The following is a 13,110-nucleotide window of genomic DNA, read 5'->3' on the forward strand; positions in this document are numbered from 1 at the left end:
GCCTCCACCGGGAGGCCGACAGATCTCCGGAACAAGAACACCATGAAACTGATTCCCACCCTGCTCGCCGCAGCCGCCCTGGCTTCAGGCATTGCCGCCTCCGCGCAGGAGGCAGATATCCGCAAGGCCCTCGCCGAGCGCATTCCGCAAATGGACAAGATCGACGAAGTGCGCCCCACGCCCATGAAGGGCCTGTACGAAGTGCGCATCGGGACGGATCTGTTCTACACCGATGCCAAGGGCAACTATGTGATCCAGGGCGAGCTGATCGATGCGAAGGCGCGCCGCAACCTGACGGAAGACCGCATCGCCAAACTCACCGCGGTCGAGTTCTCCGCCCTGCCCCTCAAGGATGCCTTCACCATCGTGCGGGGCGACGGGAAACGCAAGGTGGCCGTTTTTGAAGACCCCAATTGCGGGTACTGCAAGCGCTTCGAACGCGACCTGCAGAACGTGGACAACGTGACGGTGTACCTGTTCCTGTACCCCATCCTCAGCCCAGACTCCGCCGAAAAATCGCGCAACATCTGGTGCGCCAAGGACCCTGTGACCGCCTGGCAGGACCTGATGGTGCGGGACAAGCCCGCGGCTGCGGCAAGCTGCGACACCAGTGCCTTGCAGCGCAATCTGGCCTTTGGGCGCAAGCACAAGATCACGGGCACCCCCACGTTGATCTTTGCCAACGGGGCCCGCGTGCCGGGCGCGATCGGTGCGAAGGAAGTGGAAAAGCGCCTGGCCGAGGCCAGCAGCGAACCCTCCGCAGCGAACTGACCCGCGTTGCGCCGCCGTTGACGCCCTCTCCCACGGGCTGTGCCATCTGCCCGCAAGCCTGAACCTGCAGCTGCCCATGCCCTCTTCCCGCACGCCAGAACCCGCCGCCATCCACTACCGCGTCGAGCCCTCGGACCTGTACGCCCATCTCTTTCGCGTGGCACTGACGATCACCCGTCCCCAGGCCCTGCAGGAGGTCTCGCTGCCGGTCTGGATTCCGGGGAGCTATCTGGTGCGCGAATTCTCCAAGAACCTGCAGGAACTCAAGGCCCACCAGGGCAAGCGCGAGGTGGCGCTGATCCAGTTGGACAAGCACCGGTGGCAGGCGGACTGCAGCGTGGACAAACCCCTGGTGCTGACCTATTGCGTCTGCGCCTACGACACCTCCGTGCGCACGGCCTGGCTCGACACATCCCGGGGCTTTTTCAATGGCACCAGCCTGTGCCTGCGCGTGCATGGACAGGAAAAGCAACGCCACACCCTCGACATCGCCAGCACGCCCGCCACGGCCGGATGGTCGGTCGCCACCGGGCTTGCCGCGCTCAAGGCCGACAAAAAGGGCTTTGGCCTGTATGCCGCCCAAGACTACGACGAGCTGGTCGATTGCCCGGTGGAGATGGGCATGTTCTGGATCGGCCGGTTCACGGCCGGGGGCATTGCGCACCGCTTTGTGGTGGCCGGGGCGGCGCCATCGTTTGATGGCAAGCGCCTGCTGGCGGACACCCAGAAGATCTGCGAAACCGCGATCCGCTTCTGGCATGGCGATGGCAAGGCTCCCTTCAGGAGCTACCTGTTCATGCTCAATGCCGTGGGGGACGGCTACGGGGGGCTGGAGCACCGCAACTCGACCGCGCTCATCTGCGGGCGCCGCGACCTGCCGCGGCTCGGGGAAACACGCGCCGCGGAAGGCTACACCACCCTGCTGGGCCTCATCAGCCATGAGTACTTCCACACCTGGAACGTCAAGCGGCTGCGCCCGTCCGAGTTCACCGAGCACGACTACTCGCGGGAGAACTACACGCAGCTGCTCTGGTTCTTCGAGGGCTTCACCAGCTACTACGATGACCTGCTGCTGCGCCGCGCGGGGCTGATCGATGAGTCCACATACCTGAAGCTCGTCACCAAGACCATCAACCAGGTACTGCAGACCCCCGGCAGGGCCGTACAGACGGTGGCACAGGCCAGCTTCGATGCCTGGGTCAAGTACTACCGCCAGGACGAGAATACGCCCAACGCGACCGTCAGCTACTACACAAAGGGCTCGCTGGTGGCCCTTTGCCTGGACCTCGCCCTGCGCCGCGAAAGCAAGACCAGCCTGGACGAGGTCATGCGCGCGCTCTGGACACGCTGCCATGGCGGCCCCATGGCCGAGGACGATCTGCGCGCGGTATTGGAAGAGCTGGCCGGCCGATCCTTTGATGCTGAACTGGCGCAGTGGGTGCACGGCACCACGGAGCTTCCGCTGACGGAACTGCTGGCGGCCCACGGCGTGCACCTCAAGGCCGAAACACCCCAATGGGCCCAGCGGCTCGGGCTGCGGGTGGGAGAAAGCCACAGCGTGCACATCAAGACCGTATTGCGCGGCGGTGCCGCGGAAAAGGCGGGCATGACGCCAGGCGACGAATGGCTGGGCATCGAGGTGAACCAGCAGGGATGGCGCATCAGCAAGCTGGAGGACGTGGCGTTCTATGCAGGCACCGAGACGGCATTGACGGCCCTGGTGGCGCGCGATGGCCGCCTGCTGCGCCTGGCGCTGGAACTCCCGTCCCGGGGCCCGTCCTCCGCGCCCAGAAAAACCGCCCGCGGCCCCGTGCCAGCCCCTGCCGTTCCTGACACGATCAGCCTGTCGGTTGCCAACGCGGCCGCGGTGGGGCGCTGGCTGAACTGATTCCCGCTGCGCGGTACGGTGTTCTACCTACCTCCGCGCGCTGCAGCCTCGCTTGGGTATATTCGTTCACGCCGTCATAACCACCTATAAATCCAGGAGATTTCCATGTCCTACGAAACCATCGAGGTCCGCACCGAGGCGGACAAGGTTGGCATCATCACGCTCAACCGCCCCAAGCAGCTCAACGCGCTGAATGACCAGCTCATGAACGAACTGGGCACCGCGCTGAAGGCCTTCGACGCGGACGAGAAGATCGGCTGCATCATCGTCACGGGAAGCGAAAAGGCGTTCGCGGCGGGCGCGGACATTGGAGCGATGGCGAAGTACAGCTTTGCGGACACCTACAAGGGCGACTACATCACCCGCAACTGGGAGGCCATCCGGTCCATCCGCAAGCCCGTGATCGCCGCCGTCAGCGGCTTTGCGCTGGGGGGCGGCTGCGAGCTGGCCATGATGTGCGACTTCATCATCGCCGCCGACAACGCCCGGTTCGGGCAGCCTGAAATCAAGCTGGGTGTGATCCCTGGCGCGGGCGGCACGCAGCGGCTGCCGCGCGCCGTCGGCAAGGCCAAGGCCATGGACATGGCCCTGACGGGCCGCATGATGGACGCCGCGGAAGCCGAACGCGCCGGGCTGGTCAGCCGCGTGGTGCCCTACGACAAGCTCATGGACGAGGCGCTGGGCGCCGCGATCATCATTGCAGGCTTCTCGCAAATCGCCGTGATGGCGGCCAAGGAGTCCGTCAACCGCGCCTTCGAAGGCAGCCTGTCGGACGGCGTCATGTTCGAGCGCCGCCTCTTCCACGCCCTGTTCTCGACCCAGGACCAGAAGGAAGGCATGGACGCTTTCATGAACAAACGCACAGCGAACTTCACACACCAATAATTTTTGTTCTATAATCTGGGGCTACGGTCGTATAGCTCAGTTGGTTAGAGCGCAGCATTCATAATGCTGATGTCGGTGGTTCAAGTCCACCTACGACCACCACATCCAACCCACAGTGCGGCAACCCACTGTGGGTTTTTCTTTGGTGCCGGGCTTTCGTGTTGCCTGGGCTGGCCCTGACAATGCGCAGGCCCCTCCACAGCCGATGGGGTTATTTCCCGCCTCGGACGGTTTGCTGGCTCACGCACCCCCAACGGCAGGTCCGCCCTAGAATTCTCCCTTCAGCCCCTGGATGTAAACCATGAATCGCTGCACTGTTCCCCACCGCGTTCCCGCACGGAACCTACGCCACCACATCGTCGCCGGGCTCGCTTGCGCCCTCGTGTACGCCGCTCTGCCCGCCACCGCCCAGGTACAGCCTGGCCTCGGAGGCATGCGCACGTTCCCTGATGCGGCCCTGCGCGGCACCTTGACCCTCAATACGGTGTCGGAAGCCACGCTCAACGGCCGCACCATCCGCATGGCACCCGGCATGCGCCTGCTGAGCCCGCAGAACACGCTGGTGATGGCGCACACGGTGCTGGGCCAGAGCTACAAGGTGAACTACGTCATCGAAAACAGCACCGGCATGCTGATCACCGCCTGGATCCTGACCCAGGGTGAAGCCGAACAACCCCGCAAGGGCAGTGACACGGTCGAGCGCAACTACCGCGCGGAATCCGACCCCATCAAGAAGTAACACGGCGGCTGCGCCCTGCGCAACGGCGCAACGGCGCAGCCGAATGCATGCTTGCGGAGCGCCGGGCGCCCCGCCTTATCCCTTTCCCGATCGCGAGCCCGCCATGGCCAAAAAAGTCTTTATCAAAACCTTCGGCTGCCAGATGAACGAGTACGACTCGGACAAGATGGCCGACGTGCTCAATGCCGCCCAGGGCTACGAGCCCACGCAGAACGTGGACGAAGCCGACCTCATTCTGTTCAACACCTGCTCGGTGCGCGAGAAGGCGCAGGAGAAGGTGTTCAGCGACCTGGGCCGCATCAAGCACCTGAAGGCGCGCGGCGTGAAGATCGGCGTGGGCGGCTGCGTGGCCAGCCAGGAAGGCGCCGAGATCATCAAGCGCGCGCCCTATGTGGACGTGGTGTTCGGCCCGCAGACCCTGCACCGCCTGCCCGAGATGCTGAACCAGCGCGAACGCCTGGACAAGCCCCAGGTGGACATCAGCTTCCCCGAGATCGAGAAGTTCGACCACCTGCCCCCGGCGCGGGTCGAGGGCGCGAGCGCCTTTGTCTCCATCATGGAAGGCTGCAGCAAATACTGCAGCTACTGCGTGGTGCCCTACACGCGCGGCGAAGAGGTGAGCCGCCCGTTCGACGATGTGCTGGTGGAAGTGGCGGGCCTGGCCGACCAGGGCGTGAAGGAAATCACCCTGCTGGGCCAGAACGTGAACGCCTACCTGGGCAAGATGGGGGGCACGGCAGAGATCGCCGACTTCGCGCTGCTGCTCGAATACGTGTCCGACATCCCGGGCATCGAGCGCATCCGCTACACCACGAGCCACCCCAACGAATTCACGCCCCGCCTGATCGAGGCCTACGCCAGGCTGCCCAAGCTGGCCAGCCACCTGCACCTGCCCGTGCAGCATGGCAGCGACCGCATCCTGATGGCCATGAAGCGCGGCTACACCGCCATGGAATACAAGAGCACGGTGCGCAAGCTGCGCGCCATCCGCCCCGACCTGGCCATGAGCAGCGACTTCATCGTGGGCTTTCCCGGCGAGACGGAGGACGATTTCAACAAGATGATGAAGCTCATCGACGACATCCACTTCGACAACAGCTTCAGTTTCATCTTCAGCCCGCGCCCCGGCACGCCCGCCGCCGGCCTGCACGACGACACGCCGCACGACGTGAAACTGCGCCGCCTGCAACACCTGCAAGGCGTCATCAACGCCAACATCAAATCCATCAGCGAAAGCCGCGTGGGCTCGGTGCAGCGCATCCTGGTGGAAGGCGCCTCCAAGCGCGACGCCACCGAGCTCATGGGCCGCACCGAATGCAACCGCGTGGTCAACTTTGTGGGCCAGCCCCGCCTGGTGGGGCAGATGGTGGATGTAACGATCACCGAGGCCAAGGCCTATACGCTGCGCGGCGAAGTGCGCACCCACGAGGCGGCATACGCCGCCTGAGACGCAGCAGACACCCGTGGCAATGCCTGAACACCTGCCACACGCGGATTCGCAGAAGGTCGACGGCCCTCTGCACGGCCTCTCGTTTCAGCAACTGCTGCTCCTGGCGTTCCTGCTCATAGCGGGCCTGCTGGGCGTGAGCTCCCTGCGGGCGCTCTATACGCTGGAACAGCTCATGGTGCAAAGCCGCCACGGCGGCGCGGAGGCAACAGCCCTGAGCACGGCCGCCCAGGCGCTGAACCAGCGTGGGCAGGCGCTGGAGCGCGCGGCCCGCCAGTCCCTGGTGCTGCGGGATGCGCCACTGCGCCGCAGCTTCAACGAGATGTCCGTGGAGGCGCTGGCCGTTCTCGACCAACTGCACAAGGGTGGACTCCCCGAAGAGCAGTCCGCGCAATGGCTCAGGCATCTGGACGCCGTCAAGGATCTGCTCGATGCCCCGCCAGAGCGGGCGCTGGAGAACGAGCGGCTGGTGGCGGAAGAATTCGTCACGCTGGAGGCGCTGCACACCACCATTGCGCAATCGGTGCAGGACATCAATGCCCAGCGCAACCGTGAACTGCAGGACCGGGTCGAGGCGAGCCGCCGCAGCGTGACCCACCAGGTGGTAGGGGTGATCGTCCTGGCCCTGGTGCTGGCCCTGGCGCTGGGCATCTGGCTCGCCCGCCCCTTCAAGCGGCTCGAAGGCACGATCCGGCGGCTGGGAGAGAACCAGCTCGAAGCGCCCGTGGTGATCTCGGGCCCCGACGACGTGCGCCGGGTCGGTCAGCAACTGGAATGGCTGCGGCTACGGCTGCTGGAGCTGGACGCCGACAAGGCCCGCTTTCTTCGCCATGTCTCGCACGAGCTCAAGACCCCCCTGGCCGCGCTGCGGGAAGGCGTGGCGCTGCTGCAGGACGGCGTGACCGGCGAGCTCAACGCCGGCCAGCGCGAAGTGACGCAGATCCTGCACCACAACACGCTGGTGCTGCAGGGGGAGATCGAAGCCTTGCTGCGCTTCAATGCCGCGGCGTTCGAGGCACGCCAGCTGCAGCGGCGCGACACCGATCTGCTTGCGCTGCTGGAGGCCCAGGTGGAGGCCCAGCGCCTGCAATGGCAGGCCCGTGGCCTGCGCGTGCTGGTGGAGGGACCGGCTGTGTCCCTGCAGATCGATGCCGACAAAATCGCCTCGGCCGTCAGCAACCTGCTGTCCAACGCCATCCGTTTCTCCCCCAAGGGCGGAACGGTGCGGCTGTCCCTCTCGCGCCACGCCGACCACGTGCGCGTGGATGTCTCCGACCAGGGGCCCGGGGTGGCCAGCGCCGACCGCGACCGCGTGTTTGAACCCTTTTACCGGGGCATACGCCAGCCCGACGATGCAGTGCGAGGCACCGGCATCGGGCTTTCCATCGTCCACGAGTACGTTGTTGCCCACGGTGGCCGCGTGCGGCTGGTGGAAGACGGCGTCCACTCCTTTTTTCGCATGGAACTACCACATGCCGCCTAGTTATGTCCCTTGCCGCCCTGCCGGCCAGCAAGCGCTGAATTCCCCTGCATGGATCTTGCCGCTGGCCGCAGCGCTCGTGCTGACGGGCTGCAATGCCACCTCGCCCAAGGCGGCAGCAGCGGCGGCAGGAGCGCCCGCCCCCGTCGTGGCGGTTGCCGCCCCGGCCCCGGACGCACCGGAGTCCTTCCCGGCGGGCGAGGCCGCGGCCGCCGGCACAACCCAGGCCGCCGAACCGGTGCTGCAGGTGCTGGCCCAGGCCGACCGGACGCTGCGCATGCCCGCAGCAGAACTGGCCAGGGAAATCGCCCGCCTCGGCGAGGCGGAAGACGCGACGGCGGAAACCCCGCTTCTCCTGGCTGTTGCGCTTGCGCAGACACGCCAGCCCGTCGATACGGCACGTGCCCTCGGGCTGGTGCAGCGCGTGATGGGCAACACCGCTGCCGCGGCGCAGCCCCTGCATCCCCTGGCGCGCCTCATGGAGGCACGGCTGCTGCAGCAACGCCGGCTTGAAGACCAGTTGGAGCGGCAGGCACAACAACTGCGCGATGCACAGCGCCGCAACGACCAGCTCAACGAACGGCTGGAGGCCGTGCGCGCCATCGAACGCAGCCTGACCACGCGCCCCGCCCCGCTTCCTGCCACACCGGCATCAACCCCGGGCAGCAGCCCGCAGCGCCCGGCCCCCTGAGCTTGCGAGACAACGACCATGGCAGCCACTCCCCGCCCCTCCCGCGCAACGCCCGCCGCCCGCATTCTTGTGGTGGACGATGACGCCGACATGCTGCGGCTGTTGTCCCTGCGGCTCCATGCCGCCGGATACGACGTGGTGGCCGTGGGCTCGGCCGAGGCCGCGCTGGCCCAGCTCGACATGGCGCGCCCCCAGCTCGTGCTGAGCGACGTGCGCCTGCCAGGGCGCGACGGACTCGCGCTGTTCGACGAAGTGCGTGCACGCCACCCCTCGCTGCCGGTCATCCTGCTCACCGCCCACGGCACCATTCCCGATGCGGTGGAAGCCACGTCGCGCGGGGTGTTCACCTACCTCACCAAGCCCTACGACGGCAAGGAGCTGCTCGAGAAAATCGCCCAGGCCCTGGCGCTCAGCGCCCCTGCGGTGGCACATGCCCATGCCAACGAGGCATGGCGCGCCGAGATCGTGAGCCGCTCCAACCGCATGACCGACCTGCTGGCCGAAGCCTACATGGTGGCCCAGTCGGATGCGAGCGTGCTGTTGCTGGGCGACAGCGGCTCGGGCAAGGAACTGCTGGCCCAGGCCATCCACCGCGCCAGCCCCCGTGCGAGCCATCCCTTTGTGGCGGTCAACTGCGGCGCCATCCCCGAGGCCCTGCTGGAGTCCGAACTGTTTGGCCACGTCAAGGGCGCCTTCACCGACGCGGTGAGCAACCACAAGGGGTTGTTCCAGGCCGCCGAAGGCGGCACCTTGCTGCTGGACGAGATCGGCGACATGCCCCCCGCACTGCAGGTCAAGCTGCTGCGGGTGCTGCAGGAGCGCGCGGTGCGCCCCGTGGGGGCCAGCCAGGCGATCCCGATCAACGTGCGCATCATCTCGGCCACGCACCGCGACCTGGAGGCAGCGATGGCCACGGCCCAGTTCCGTGAAGACCTGTACTACCGCCTGAACGTGGTCACGCTGATGCTGCCCACCCTCGCAGACCGGCGCGAGGACATCGCGCTGCTGGCCAACCACTTTCTGGACAAGCTGGCGCGCAAGTACGACAAGCGCCTGTCAGGCTTTGCGCCCGAGGCGCTCAAGGCCCTGACCCTGGCCGCCTGGCCCGGCAATGTGCGCCAGCTCTACAACGTTGTCGAGCAGGTGTGCGCGCTGTCCACCACCCCTCTGGTGCCCCTGACGCTGGTGCAGCGCGCGCTGCGCACGCCGTCCACCCAGGTGCTGAGCTTTGCCGAAGCCCGGCAACGCTTCGAGCGCGAGTATCTGGTGGGCCTGCTCAAGATGACGGACGGCAACGTGGCCGATGCGGCGCGCCTGGCGCAGCGCAACCGCACGGAGTTCTACCGGCTGCTGCAAAAACACGCGCTGACCCCCGGAAACTTCAAGAATGACGCCCCGGACAACGACGACGTCGCCGATGGGCGACACGACTAAGTATTTGATTTATCTGGGTTTTTTAGCAGCGATCCCATTCGCTGTCGCCAGATGGCGACAAAAAGACGGCATTTCGGCTCCCATGGCGGGGTTGCACATCTGCTTACATGCAGTTGATGGCCTAAGCATTTGATTTAGAACAGTTTTTTCAAGCTGGCACAGGGTTTGCCCTAGTTCCGGCATGCAAGCTGTTTTTTCTCTCCGTTCACGCGCCATCGGCCGCCTCCCGCGGGCCGTGATGGCGCTGGCCGCCGCCCTGCTCGCAGGCACTGCGCAGGCGCAAGGCTTCGATTTCGACAGCGTCACCCGCCTCGCCCGGGAGCGGGCACAGAAGCCGTATCGCGCATCCAGCGACAAGCTGCCCGCCGACCTCGCAAAACTCAACTACGACCAGGTGCGCGACATCCGCTGGCGCCCCGACCGTGCCCTGTGGCGCACCGAGAAGCTGCCGTTCGAGGCCATGTTCTTCCACCTGGGCCTGTACCAGAAAGAGCCGGTGCTGATCAACGAAGTCACGCCGCAGGGCGCGCGCCACATCGGCTACAGCCGTGCGGACTTCGACTATGGCAAGAACCAGGTGCGGCCTGAGGCCTGGGGCGACCTGGGCTTTGCTGGCTTTCGCCTGCACAACCACCTCAACTCCAGCGCTTACAAGGATGAGCTGGTGGTCTTCCAGGGCGCGAGCTACTTCCGCGCGTTGGGCAAGGGCCAGCAGTACGGCCTGTCGGCCCGGGGGCTGGCCATCGACACCGTGGGCGGCAGTGGCGAGGAGTTCCCGCGCTTCACCGAGTTCTGGCTGGTACGGCCCGACCCCTTGTCCACACAGGTCACGGTGTACGCGCTGCTGGATTCGCCCCGCGCCACCGGCGCCTACCGCTTCGACATCCAGCCCGGCGCGCAGACCACCACCACCGTGCGCAGCCGCATTTTTGTGCGGCCCGGCTCCGGCAAGCCCATCGCCACGCTCGGGGTCGCGCCGCTGACCAGCATGTTCTTCTTTGGCGAGAACCAGCCCCGCAAGGACGACTTCCGGCCCGAAGTGCATGACTCCGACGGCCTGATGATCGCCACGGGCGAGGGCGAATGGCTGTGGCGGCCGCTGCAGAACCCCAGGCAGACACTGGTCACATCGTTTGCCACCCAAAACCCAAAGGGCTTTGGCCTGATGCAGCGCGACCGCCAGTGGTCGAACTATGAGGACGTGGAAGCCCGGTATGAGCGCCGCCCCAGCGCCTGGGTGCGCCCCCTGCACGACTGGGGCGCTGGCCGTGTGGAACTGGTGCAGCTCCACACCCCCGACGAAACGCACGACAACATCGTTGCGTATTGGGTTCCGGCCCAGATGCCGGCCCCCGGCCAGCCCCTGGAATTTGCCTATGAGCTGAGCTGGCAGGGCGACGAGCAGCAGCGCCCCCCCGGGGCCTGGGCCACGCAATCGCGCCGGGGCATGGGCTACACCAAACAAACCGCCGAGGCCCTGCGCCAGCAGGCCCAGTACGTGGTCGATTTCGACGGCCCCGCCCTCAAGGCCCTGCCCGCCGACGCCACCGTGAAGGCCGTGGTGACCAGCGATGTCAACGGCAAGGTGCTTGAAAACATCGTCTACCGCAATCCCGCCACCGAGCAGTGGCGCATGACCGTTCGCGTACAGCGCCAAAAGGCCGATCGCCCGATCGAGCTGCGCGCTTTTCTTCAACACGACAACCACGCTGTGAGTGAAACATGGACGCACATCATTCTTCCCGAGTAAGCCCCCTACAGCAGCACCGGACTGTCGGCATCCCGCGCAGCACGCTGCGCGAGGAACGGCACCCCAATGCCGTGACCGCGCCCCCGGTCAACCGGGGCTCCATGGCACCGCTTCCCTGGCGCGGCTTCTGGAACAGCATGGGCACCGCCCTCCTGCTGCGCCTGACAGGCCGCAGCGCAGCGCCCCACCCGGCCCTGCCCGCGGCCCCCGCCGTGGCCCAGGCCTGGGAGGGCGCGGCGCAGCGCCGCCGCTGGACCTTTGCCGTGCTGACCGCGTTGACCACGGCCCTGGCCAGCTTTCTGTTTGCGGGCGTGCAGCCCGACTATGAAAACGCCTGGCTGGGGTACGGCCAGATCGCGCTGTTTGCGCTGCTCTCCGCCTGGGTGGTCACCGGTTTCCTTACCGGCCTGATGGGTTTCTGGGTGATGCTGCGCGGTGACCGGCACGCGCTGTCCGTGCGCAGCGTGCTGGAGCACGAACTGGCGCCCGACGCGCGCACGGCCATCATCATGCCGATCTGCAACGAAGATGTGGCCACGGTGTTTGCCGGGCTGCGGGCCACGTGCGAGTCGGTCGCATCGACCGGCCACGGCGCCACCTTCGACGTGTTCGTGCTGTCCGACAGCTACGACCCCGCCATCGCCCAGGCCGAACGTGCCGCATGGGAGGCGCTGCGCGATGCCCTCGCCCAGCACGGCCAGCAGCCGCAAGTGCAGGTGTACTACCGCCTGCGCACCCGCCGCACGCACCGCAAGGCCGGCAATGTGGCCGACTTCTGCCGCCGCTGGGGCAAGGACTACCGCTACATGGTGGTGCTGGACGCCGACAGCGTGATGAGCGGCGACTGCATCGTCTCGATGGCCAAGCTGATGGAAGCCAACCCGGGCGCCGGCATCATCCAGACAGCCACGCAGGCCATCGGCCACGTCACGCTGCACGCCCGCGCGCAGCAGTTCGCCTCGCGCGTCACAGGCCGCCTCTTCACCCTGGGCATGCAGTACTGGCAACTGGGCGAATCCCACTACTGGGGCCACAACGCCATCATCCGCGTAGCTCCTTTCATGGAGCATTGCGCACTCGCACCCATCAAGGGCAAGGGCGGTCTGGCGGGCGGCATCATGTCGCACGATTTCGTGGAAGCAGCCCTGATGCGCCGCGCGGGTTACCACGTGTGGCTGGTGGCCGACCTGGTCGGCAGCTACGAGCAACAGCCCCCCGACCTGCTGGCCGAGCTGCAGCGCGACCGCCGCTGGTGCCAGGGCAATCTGCAGAACGCTCGCCTCATGGCCGAGCCCGGCCTTCACGCCGTGCACCGCTCGATGTTCATCACGGGCGCCATGGCCTACCTCTCGGCCCCATTGTGGCTGGCCTTCCTCACCCTGGGCACGGCGCTGTGGCTCTCGGGCGCCAAGCTCGTGGCCGACTGGCACATCCTGCCGGCCGAACTGCTCTCGCTGTGGGCATGGACGCTGTGCATGCTGTTCCTGCCTCGCATCCTGGGCGTGGCCGCGGTGTTCATGCGCCGCGAGCAAAAGGAGTACGGCGGCGCCTTCAGCCTGCTCAAGAGCGCCGCGCTCGAAAGCGTGCTGGCCATCCTGCAGGCCCCCATCCGCATGCTGGCGCATTCGCTGTTCGTACTGATCGCGCTCACGGGCCTGAAGCTGGAATGGAAATCGCCTCCGCGCGAGGCCCACGCCGTGCCCTGGCTCCATGCCGTGCGCCAGCTGGCCCCCATGAGCGTGGTGATCGGCCTGCTGGCGCTGGGTGTTGCGCTGATCGACAGCAGCGCCCTCCTGTGGCTGATGCCCGTGGGCCTGCCCCTGGCGCTGGCGATTCCGCTGGCCGTGCTCACCAGCCAGATCGCGCTGGGCAAGGCGATGCGCGCACAGCGCCTGCTGCTGATTCCCGAGGAGTCCTGGTCGCCCCCCGTGCTGCGCCGCGCATGGCTGCATGCCAGCCGCCTGGCACAGCCGATGCTGAAGGCAGCCTAGTCCGCCGCCTCCTCGCGATCACATCGCCCACAAA

10 protein-coding genes and 1 tRNA gene are annotated in these 13,110 nt (G+C 66.6%); all 11 read left to right on the plus strand.

The annotated features are described in order from the left end of the window. The first annotated feature begins 42 nt into the window (after positions 1–42). Positions 43–771, plus strand: a complete 729-nt coding sequence (locus ACAM51_RS08745) for a DsbC family protein (protein ID WP_218296041.1) — start codon at positions 43–45, stop codon at positions 769–771. Positions 772–847: 76 nt separating this feature from the next. Further along, a complete protein-coding gene (locus tag ACAM51_RS08750; RefSeq protein ID WP_369643321.1) occupies positions 848–2,659 on the plus strand; it encodes a M61 family metallopeptidase in 1,812 nt (603 codons plus the stop codon). Positions 2,660–2,764: 105 nt separating this feature from the next. Then, on the plus strand, positions 2,765–3,544 hold the full coding sequence (locus tag ACAM51_RS08755) for an enoyl-CoA hydratase (protein WP_218339678.1): 780 nt from the start codon (positions 2,765–2,767) through the stop codon (positions 3,542–3,544). A gap of 25 nt (positions 3,545–3,569) precedes the next feature. After that, positions 3,570–3,646, plus strand: a tRNA-Met gene (locus ACAM51_RS08760). Positions 3,647–3,845: 199 nt separating this feature from the next. Next, positions 3,846–4,283, plus strand: a complete 438-nt coding sequence (locus tag ACAM51_RS08765) for a hypothetical protein (RefSeq protein ID WP_218296044.1) — start codon at positions 3,846–3,848, stop codon at positions 4,281–4,283. Between the two features lie 103 nt (positions 4,284–4,386). Then, on the plus strand, positions 4,387–5,730 hold the full coding sequence (gene miaB, locus ACAM51_RS08770; RefSeq protein WP_218296045.1) for a tRNA (N6-isopentenyl adenosine(37)-C2)-methylthiotransferase MiaB: 1,344 nt from the start codon (positions 4,387–4,389) through the stop codon (positions 5,728–5,730). 22 nt (positions 5,731–5,752) lie between these two features. Continuing rightward, on the plus strand, positions 5,753–7,213 hold the full coding sequence (locus tag ACAM51_RS08775) for a sensor histidine kinase KdpD (RefSeq protein WP_218296310.1): 1,461 nt from the start codon (positions 5,753–5,755) through the stop codon (positions 7,211–7,213). Between the two features lie 55 nt (positions 7,214–7,268). Then, complete coding sequence (locus tag ACAM51_RS08780; protein WP_218339679.1) at positions 7,269–7,901, plus strand: hypothetical protein; 633 nt, start codon at positions 7,269–7,271, stop codon at positions 7,899–7,901. A gap of 18 nt (positions 7,902–7,919) precedes the next feature. After that, on the plus strand, positions 7,920–9,335 hold the full coding sequence (locus tag ACAM51_RS08785; RefSeq protein ID WP_218296047.1) for a sigma 54-interacting transcriptional regulator: 1,416 nt from the start codon (positions 7,920–7,922) through the stop codon (positions 9,333–9,335). 238 nt (positions 9,336–9,573) lie between these two features. After that, positions 9,574–11,085, plus strand: a complete 1,512-nt coding sequence (locus tag ACAM51_RS08790; RefSeq protein ID WP_369643793.1) for a glucan biosynthesis protein G — start codon at positions 9,574–9,576, stop codon at positions 11,083–11,085. Beyond that, entirely contained in the window at positions 11,058–13,076 is a 2,019-nt protein-coding gene (mdoH, locus tag ACAM51_RS08795) for a glucans biosynthesis glucosyltransferase MdoH (RefSeq protein WP_369643322.1), read from the plus strand. Before ACAM51_RS08790 ends, mdoH begins: the two co-directional genes overlap by 28 nt. Positions 13,077–13,110: the final 34 nt, after the last annotated feature.

Origin of the sequence: Acidovorax sp. A79, assembly GCF_041154505.1 — a bacterium.
GTDB lineage: Bacteria > Pseudomonadota > Gammaproteobacteria > Burkholderiales > Burkholderiaceae_C > Acidovorax.

Excerpts from the sequence above, each read along its gene's own strand:
- ACAM51_RS08755 (WP_218339678.1), top strand. The coding sequence starts at position 2,765 with ATGTCCTACGAAACCATCGAGGTCCGCACCGAGGCGGACAAGGTTGGC.
- ACAM51_RS08745 (WP_218296041.1), top strand. The coding sequence starts at position 43 with ATGAAACTGATTCCCACCCTGCTCGCCGCAGCCGCCCTGGCTTCAGGC.
- ACAM51_RS08765 (WP_218296044.1), top strand. The coding sequence starts at position 3,846 with ATGAATCGCTGCACTGTTCCCCACCGCGTTCCCGCACGGAACCTACGC.
- ACAM51_RS08775 (WP_218296310.1), top strand. The coding sequence starts at position 5,753 with ATGCCTGAACACCTGCCACACGCGGATTCGCAGAAGGTCGACGGCCCT.
- ACAM51_RS08785 (WP_218296047.1), top strand. The coding sequence starts at position 7,920 with ATGGCAGCCACTCCCCGCCCCTCCCGCGCAACGCCCGCCGCCCGCATT.
- ACAM51_RS08790 (WP_369643793.1), top strand. The coding sequence starts at position 9,574 with ATGGCGCTGGCCGCCGCCCTGCTCGCAGGCACTGCGCAGGCGCAAGGC.
- miaB (WP_218296045.1), top strand. The coding sequence starts at position 4,387 with ATGGCCAAAAAAGTCTTTATCAAAACCTTCGGCTGCCAGATGAACGAG.
- mdoH (WP_369643322.1), top strand. The coding sequence starts at position 11,058 with ATGGACGCACATCATTCTTCCCGAGTAAGCCCCCTACAGCAGCACCGG.
- ACAM51_RS08750 (WP_369643321.1), top strand. The coding sequence starts at position 848 with ATGCCCTCTTCCCGCACGCCAGAACCCGCCGCCATCCACTACCGCGTC.